Here is a 7,550-nt window from a genome sequence, read left to right as displayed (position 1 = left end):
AGCCTTGTTGCGGAAATCTGAAACCCCCCTCCCCCTCGGGCTTATGCCTTTGGGAGCCGATGCCGACTTGCAGCTGCGCGCGATGCGCCTCAATCTGGACACGCTACGTCGTGAGATGGTCGGGCCGGTGGCGCTCACCTGCTCCGGTGCGGCGGAACCCGGCCGCGGGTTCTCAGAGAATCCCGCCTGACGCTCCGTTCGCCATCGTCTTCTCAGGGCCATCGAGTGAAGCGCGCGCGACTCAAGATCGGTGATGTGGCCGCCTCCAGCTTTGGGCGCGGGCTCCAGGCGCCGCTCGATGAGCGCGGCGCAACCGCGAGCCAGATCGATCGGCGATCAGTCAATTTGCGCTGGCTCTGCGCCAGTACCCTCACGGGCCTGACCGGAGCCTGCCTGATCGCGGCGGCGCTTCATGTCTCTCTTCAGGGCGACGTCTCCTTCGCTGCCATCCCCGAGCGCGTCACCGTTCCTGCCCGGCCGCAGCCGAGCGAGAGCGGCGCTAACCTCGCCCGCAAGGGCGACCGGCTGGTGCGCAATCTGATGATCGCGTCGGCCAAGCAGAGCTTTCGGGCTCCTGTGACGGTCAGGCTGGGCGATCGCGAAATCATCAAGGCCAAGGCGTTCGTGCGACTGAGCACGCCCCTCTCGATGACGACGGGGGTCTATACGACAGAGCCGCCGCGCTTCGATCCCATGAAGTTCGTGTCCGACGAACCTCTCGAGCGTGCGCCCGATGCCGCGGCCGACGCCCCCGGGGCTGAGGTCACGGTCGTCAAGCGTGACCTCGCCGATGCCGCCGACGCGGCCAACGCCCCAGGGCTCACCGACGACGACGTCACCGCGCAGGTCGAGGAAGAACGGCGCATCGCCGCCGAGGCCGGCCGCCGGGCCACGATTCCGATCGCGCCGCAGATCATGCTGTCGCGGACCCTTCGGCAAGGCTCCGCCGGCGACACGGACGGCGCCGGACCCAAGGATGCGAATCCGTTCAAATCCATCGAGGTTCTTGTCGTCCCCGAGAACGTCACGAAGGTCGCCAAGGTCGAACTGAAGCCCAACGAGGCACCGTTGGTCGAGGAGCGCGATCTCGCGCTCAAGCGCGGAGAGACCATCGAGAGCACGCTCAAGGCCACTGGATTCGCGGGCGACGATGTGATCCGGGGCATTGTCGCGGCCCTCGGCGGCAAGGCGCGTCTTGCTGCTCTCGCCGAAGGCCAGCCGATGCGGGTGCAGATCGCGCCGGGCCCGCGCCCCGGCGACCCGCGCCAGGTCACACGCGTCGTGCTGTACGGCGAGGCCGGCATTGAGGGGATCGCCGCCCTGAACGATCGCGGCGCTTTCGTCTCGGTGGCTCCCCCTGCCGAGGAGGCCCCCTCCGCCAAACCGCAGCAGCAGGCGGATGCCGGCGACGATGAGGATTCGGATACGGGCTCTGGTCCCCGGCTCTATCAAAGCCTTTACGAAACGGCCGCGCGGCACAGCCTGCCGCGATCGACCGTGGAGGATATCGTCCGCATCTTCAGCTACGACCTCGACTTCCAGCGCCGGATCGGCAGCGGTGACGACGTCGATGTCTTCTATAGCTACGACGACGAGGCGAGTGCGGACCGGCCAGATCTGCTCTACGCGGCGCTGACGGTCGGCGGCGAGACCCACAAGGTCTACCGGTTCCAATCCCCCGACGACGGCACCATCGATTATTTCGACGAGCAGGGGCGATCACTCAAGAAATTCCTGCTGCGCAAAGCCATCGCCGATGGGATCATGCGCTCCGGCTTCGGCTACCGGCGCCATCCGGTCCTGGGCTACGCGCGCCTTCACACGGGCGTCGATTGGGCAAACCCGATCGGCACGCCGATCATGGCCACGGGGAATGGCGTGGTGATCCGGGCCGAGATGACGTCGGGCGGCTACGGAAACCGGGTCGAGATCCAGCACATCAACGGCTACGTGACGACCTACAACCACATGCAGCGGTTCGGCCGCGGCATCCGGGAGGGCGTGAAGGTCCGGCAGGGGCAGGTGATCGGCTATCTCGGCTCGACGGGCCTCTCGACCGGACCTCACCTCCACTACGAGGTGATCATCAACGGCCACTTCGTGGACCCGATGAAGATCCGCGTCCCCCGCGGCCGCGAGCTCGACGGGCGCCTGCTCGCCGAGTTCAGACGGCAGCGCGAGCAGATCGACGCCACGATGCAGAAGTCGAAGAGCGCAACCGCCCTCGCTCAACGCGACGCGATCGTGCGCTGAGCCGGTTCCGTCCGTTCAGACGAACCCAAGCTGCGTGCGAATCCGCCCGGGCGTAACGCCGGCTTCCCGGAGATCGGCGAGCGATTGCGAGCCCCGCGACTTGGCGAGTTTTTCACCTCCCGCGTCGAGCAGGAGCGGGTGATGCCGATAATGCGGCGTCGGAAGTCCGAGGAGTTTCTGGAGCAGAACGTGGAGGTCGGTGGCCGCCTCCAGGTCGCGGCCGCGCACCACGTGGCTGATCCCCTCCGCCGCGTCATCGTGCACCACGGCCAGATGATAGCTCGTCGGGACGTCCCGGCGGGCGATCACCGCGTCACCCCAGCGGGCGGGATCGGCGGCGATCCGCTGCGCGCCGGTCGCGTCGAAGGCGACGTAGCCCTGGTCCGGCCCAGTGCAGCGGAGCGCGGCTGTCATATCGAGGCGCCAGGTATGCGGCTCGCCCCGGGCGAGGTTCTCGGCGACGCGGGCCGGGTCGAGGCTCCGGCAGGTGCCGGGATAGAGCGGCGCGCCGTCCGGATCGCACGCCGTGGCTTTGCCTGACTCGGCCAAGGCGCGGATCTGGCCGCGCGAGCAGAAGCACGGATAGGCGAGCCGCCGGTCGATGAGGTCATCCCGGGCGGCCCGGTAGTCCCCCATGTAGTCGGATTGGTGCCGGACCGGCTCGGGATAGCGCAGGCCGAGCCAGGCGAGATCGGCGAAGATCGCGTCGATCAGCGCGGGTTTGGAGCGCTGCGGGTCGATATCCTCGATCCGCAGGCGGCAGACCCCGCCCATTCGGGCCGCGAGATCGGCGTTGAGCAGGGCGGAGTAAGCGTGTCCGAGATGGAGCCGTCCGTTCGGACTCGGCGCGAAGCGGAGAACCGGGGCGCTCAGGCTCACCCGTCGGCGCGGCGCAGGCAGTGCGGCGCGACGGGCTGGCAGGCGATGCCCGGGAGCGAGCAGGCCGGTCCCTCGGCGAGGCGCTGGCAGACCTGGCAGCCGTCGGTCCATTCGAGGCAGGCCGGATCCTCGGCGACGGAGCGTGCCGGCGCCAGGTGACGCGCCGGCAGAAGCGCACCGAGAAGGACCGTGGCGATCACCAGAGCGACGATGCCCCAGACGGCGAGCGCGTCGCTCGACGAGCGCGGTCCGGGCGACGGATGAGCGGTTGACGACATGGGATCCTGTTGGCGTGGGAGGAGCCGACCTGTCAACGCGGGCGCGGCTCCAAGCCGTTCGTGTGGGCGAACCGGTGGCCACCTCGGCGGAGAGCGCTCTACGCCGCCTGCGCCGAGCGGCGCTCCAGCAAGGCCGGAAGGAGCTTCAGGTTGAGCGGCTTGGCCAGGAACCCGTCGAAGCCGGCCGCCCGCGCGGCGGCCTCGTCCTCGCGGCTGACATTGGCGGTGAGCGCGACGAGATGGAGATGGCCGGAACCGTCCGATTCGGCGGAGCGGATCCGGCGGGCGGTTTCGTGCCCGTCGAGGCGCGGCATGCGCACGTCGATCAGCGCGAGGTCGAACGGGCCGTTCGTGTCGAGCTGTTCCAGCGCCGCAATGCCATCGACGGCATGGACGACCTCGGCGCCGAGGCGTTCCAGGGCGCGCGTCGCCAGCAGGGCGTTGATCGGGTTGTCCTCGGCGAGAAGGACGCGCATCCCGGCGCCGGCCCGCGGCAGTGCGGCGGGTGGAGTGGCCGGAATCTCGGTCGGGCCGGGGGGCGCCACCAGGCGCTCGAACAGGGACCGCTCCCGGACGGGCTTGATCAGATAGCCGTCGAACCCGGCCGCCCCCGCGGCACCGAAGCCGCGCCGGTCGAACGGTGAGAGCAGCACCAGGCTGCAGCTGACGCCGCAGGCCCGGGCCGCATCGGCGAGCTGCCGCACCGCCGCATCCCCCAGGGCCCGATCCGCCAGCATGACGTCGAAGGCGGCGCCCGACAGGGCGTCGAGCCCGGATTCGAGGGTGTCCACGATCACGGTCGCCGCACCGCCCCGGGACAGGCCGCGGGCGAGGTAGGGCGCCTGGAACGGCGAATCGGCCACGATCAGGCAGCGCCGCCCGTCGAGGCGTGGCAGCGGATCGGTGCGCTCGCTCGCGACGACCTCCGGCAGCGGCAGCACGACCCGAAAGGTGGATCCCCGCCCGACACTGGAGGTCGCCTCGATCCGTCCGCCCATCCGGGTCACGAGTCGTCGGGTGATGGCGAGGCCGAGCCCGGTGCCCTCGTGGCTCCGGCTGGCGCTGCCGTCCCCCTGCTCGAACTCCTCGAACAGGATCGGCAGACGATCCTCCGGGATTCCCGGCCCTGTATCCGCGACGGTGAGCACCACCTCGTTCGGGCCGGTCTCGGTCGGCGCGAACGTGAGGCTGACACCGACGCCGCCCCGTTCGGTGAACTTGATGGCGTTGCCCGCCAGGTTGATCAGGATCTGCCGCACCCGGTCGGCATCACCCATGAGGCCCGTTGGAAAGCCTTCGGCCACGTCGAGGGCGATCTCGATTCCCTTGTCCTGCGCCCGCGGCGCCAGCAGCTCGACCACGCCCTCCGCCACCGACGGCAGGCTGAACGGCTCGGCGGCGAGGTCGAGACGGCCGGCCTCGATCCGCGAGAAATCGAGGACGCCGTCGATCAGGCCGAGCAGCGCCTGGCCGCTGGTGCGCACCGCTTCCACATAGGTGCGCTGCTCCGGATTGAGCTCGGTCCCCAGGACGAGTTCGGCCATCCCCAGGATGCCGTTGAGCGGCGTGCGCATCTCATGGCTGACGGTCGCCAGGAACCGGGACTTCGCGACGCTCGCCGATTCCGCCCGCTCCAGCGCGGCGTCACGGCTGCGGATCGCCTCGACCCGGGCGGTCACGTCCCGGCCCGCGCGCAGCCAGTGCATCGCGTCGCCATGCGCCACCGGCATCTCGACGAAGGCGAACCAGCGCACGCGGCCATCGACCGTGCGGACCTGCGCCTCCATGCGGCGCACCCCGTCGCCGCCGATCTCGACGGCGTTGCGATCCAGGATCTCCAGGTCGGTCTGTGCGCCGAGCAGTTCGATCGGCTCGCGCCCTAGGAGATGGGCATACGCCTCGTTGGCGTAGGTGATGCGGCCCCGGGCGTCGCGCTGGACGATCACCTCGGTGGTCGCGGCCACGAGGGCCCGGTAGCGGTCCTCGCTCTCGCTGATCCGCCACAGGCGGTCGTGCATCCGTTCGGCCTCGCCGTCGTCCGGCCCGGCCCGGCGCACCCGCCATCGATCGACCGCAAGCGCGGCGGCGACCACGAGCGCCAGAACCAGCGCAATGTCCTCGACGACCATCGATGCCTCCCCGGCAGGAGGCCGGTCCGCCGCAGGATCGCAGGTGAAGCTGAAGGCCGTGTTGGGAAATGCGCTTAACCGGCGGTTGCAGCGCGTGTCGTCGGATACGACGCCGCGGAGCGATCCGATTGGCCGCTCGCGAGTTGCCTGCCAGGACGATGGGCCCAGGACATTCGGCCCGGACGGAGACATCCCATGCCCGGTGAGCACTATGACGTCATCATCGTCGGATCCGGCCCGGGAGGCGGGACGATGGCGTGGCGTCTGGCCCAGACCGGCAAGCGCATCCTGCTGATCGAACGCGGCGACTATCTCCTGCGCGAGCCCCGCAATTGGGACAGCCAGGCGGTGATCGTCGACGGTTACTATCAGGCCAAGGAGACGTGGTACTCGTCGGACGGCAGGAGCTTCCATCCCGGCCTGCACTACTACGTCGGCGGAAACTCCAAATTCTACGGGTCGATCCTGTTCCGCCTCCGCGAGAAGGACTTCTCCGAGATCCGCCACGAGGACGGGATCGCACCGGCGTGGCCAGTCGGCTACGACGAATTCGAGCCCTATTACCAAGCCGCCGAGGAGCTGTTCCACGTCCACGGCCTGCGCGGCGAGGATCCGACCGAGCCGTGGTCGAGGAAGCCCTACGCCCATCCGCCGGTGGCGAACGAACCGCGGATCCAGGAGCTGTTCGACAACCTGAAGCAGGCGGGCCACCAGCCGTTCCACCTCCCCGTCGGCGTGCGCCTCGTGGAGAAGGACGGCCGGGCGGTGCCGACCTCGCCCTGCATCAAATGTGAATCCTTCGACGGCTTCCCCTGCCCCACAAACGGCAAGTCCGACGCGCAGACCATGGTGGTGGACCCGGCCCTGCGGGACTGCCAGAACCTGACGCTGCTCACCCGCACCATGGTCGAGCGTGTCGTCACCGATCCGGCCGGACGGACCGTGACCGGTGTGGTGGGGGACCGCGACGGCGTGCCGTTCGAGGCCTCGGCCGACCTCGTGGTGGTGGCCTGCGGGGCGCTGTCGTCGGCCCTGCTGATGCTGCGTTCGGCGAGCGACCGGCACCCGACCGGTCTCGCCAACGGCTCCGATCAGGTCGGCCGCAACTACATGCGCCACAACAACTCGACCATCCTGGCGATCTCGAAGACGCCGAATCCCACCCGGTTTCAGAAGACGCTCGGCCTCAACGATTTCTATTTCGGCGATCCGGACCCGAAGGACGGCTGGGATTTCCCCCTCGGCCACATCCAGATGGTCGGCAAGTCCGACGGCGCGCAGATCCACGGCGAGGGCCTGCCCGGCTTCCTGCAATGGTTCCCCAACAAGCCGTTCGACTGGATCGCCAAGCATTCCGTCGATTTCTGGCTGACCTCCGAGGATATCCCGCTGGCGCAGAACCGGATCTTCTACAAGGATGGGAAGGTCCATCTCGACCTCACCGAGACGAACAGCGAGGCGCACAAGCGGCTGCGGCACAAGCTCCAGCAGATCTGCAGCTTCACCGACATCCACCCCCACCTGTTCGACCGCTCGCTCTATCTCGGCAAGAACGTGCCGATCGGTGGTACCGCCCATCAGGCCGGCACGCTGCGGTTCGGCGACGATCCGGCGACCTCGGTCCTGGACCGGAATTGCAAGGCCCATCAGCTCGACAACCTGTACGTGACCGACGCGAGCTTCTTCCCGTCGATCGGCGCCGTGAACCCGACCCTGACGATCATCGCCAATGCCCTCCGGGTCGCCGACCATCTCGTGGCGCGGATGGGTGCCAAGGACGAGATCCCTGCGCCGCGCCTCTACGACTACACCGAGCCGCGCGAGCCGATGCCGGCGTGACCCGGCAGGTTGGGTTGCTCTCGGACGCGCCTCATCGTCCCCACCCGCCTTTCGGCGCCGGGGGCATGGCCCAAGAAGCAACACGCGGGACGCGGGACGCCGCGGGAACCCAGGTGTCGGCCAAGTACGCGCGGGATCCGATCCCCGCGGCGCCCGCGGCATCGATCGGGCA

The 7,550-nt window shown here is 69.1% G+C and carries 6 protein-coding genes; 3 read left to right on the top strand and 3 right to left on the bottom strand.

What is annotated here, in order from left to right:
- Positions 1-190, top strand: a 190-nt coding sequence (locus OXS49_RS31970) for a hypothetical protein (protein WP_267428566.1), incomplete at its 5' end; no start/stop codon positions are given.
- 35 nt (positions 191-225) lie between these two features.
- Positions 226-2,253, top strand: coding sequence for a M23 family metallopeptidase (locus OXS49_RS31965; protein WP_267428565.1), 2,028 nt, complete (start codon positions 226-228; stop codon positions 2,251-2,253).
- 15 nt (positions 2,254-2,268) lie between these two features.
- Here OXS49_RS31965 and gluQRS read toward each other — a convergent pair whose 3' ends face one another.
- From gluQRS to OXS49_RS31950, 3 genes are all read right to left on the bottom strand, one after another.
- Positions 2,269-3,132: a tRNA glutamyl-Q(34) synthetase GluQRS gene (gluQRS, locus tag OXS49_RS31960; protein ID WP_267428564.1), complete on the bottom strand. Its 864-nt coding sequence runs from the start codon at positions 3,130-3,132 to the stop codon at positions 2,269-2,271.
- Complete coding sequence (locus OXS49_RS31955) at positions 3,129-3,410, bottom strand: hypothetical protein (protein WP_267428563.1); 282 nt, start codon at positions 3,408-3,410, stop codon at positions 3,129-3,131. The genes gluQRS and OXS49_RS31955 overlap by 4 nt, the downstream gene beginning before the upstream one ends.
- 98 nt (positions 3,411-3,508) lie before the next feature.
- A complete protein-coding gene (locus OXS49_RS31950) occupies positions 3,509-5,539 on the bottom strand; it encodes an ATP-binding protein (RefSeq protein ID WP_243997933.1) in 2,031 nt (676 codons plus the stop codon).
- Positions 5,540-5,734: 195 nt separating this feature from the next.
- Here OXS49_RS31950 and OXS49_RS31945 point away from each other — a divergent pair, with 195 nt between their 5' ends.
- Complete coding sequence (locus OXS49_RS31945; RefSeq protein WP_267428562.1) at positions 5,735-7,378, top strand: GMC family oxidoreductase; 1,644 nt, start codon at positions 5,735-5,737, stop codon at positions 7,376-7,378.
- The last annotated feature ends 172 nt before the right edge of the window (positions 7,379-7,550 follow it).

Origin of the sequence: Methylobacterium sp. GC_Met_2, from assembly GCF_026540795.1 — a bacterium.
Classification (GTDB): domain Bacteria; phylum Pseudomonadota; class Alphaproteobacteria; order Rhizobiales; family Beijerinckiaceae; genus Methylobacterium.
The sequence above is the reverse complement of the archived record's forward strand: the minus strand, read 5'-3'. Positions and strand labels throughout refer to the sequence as shown.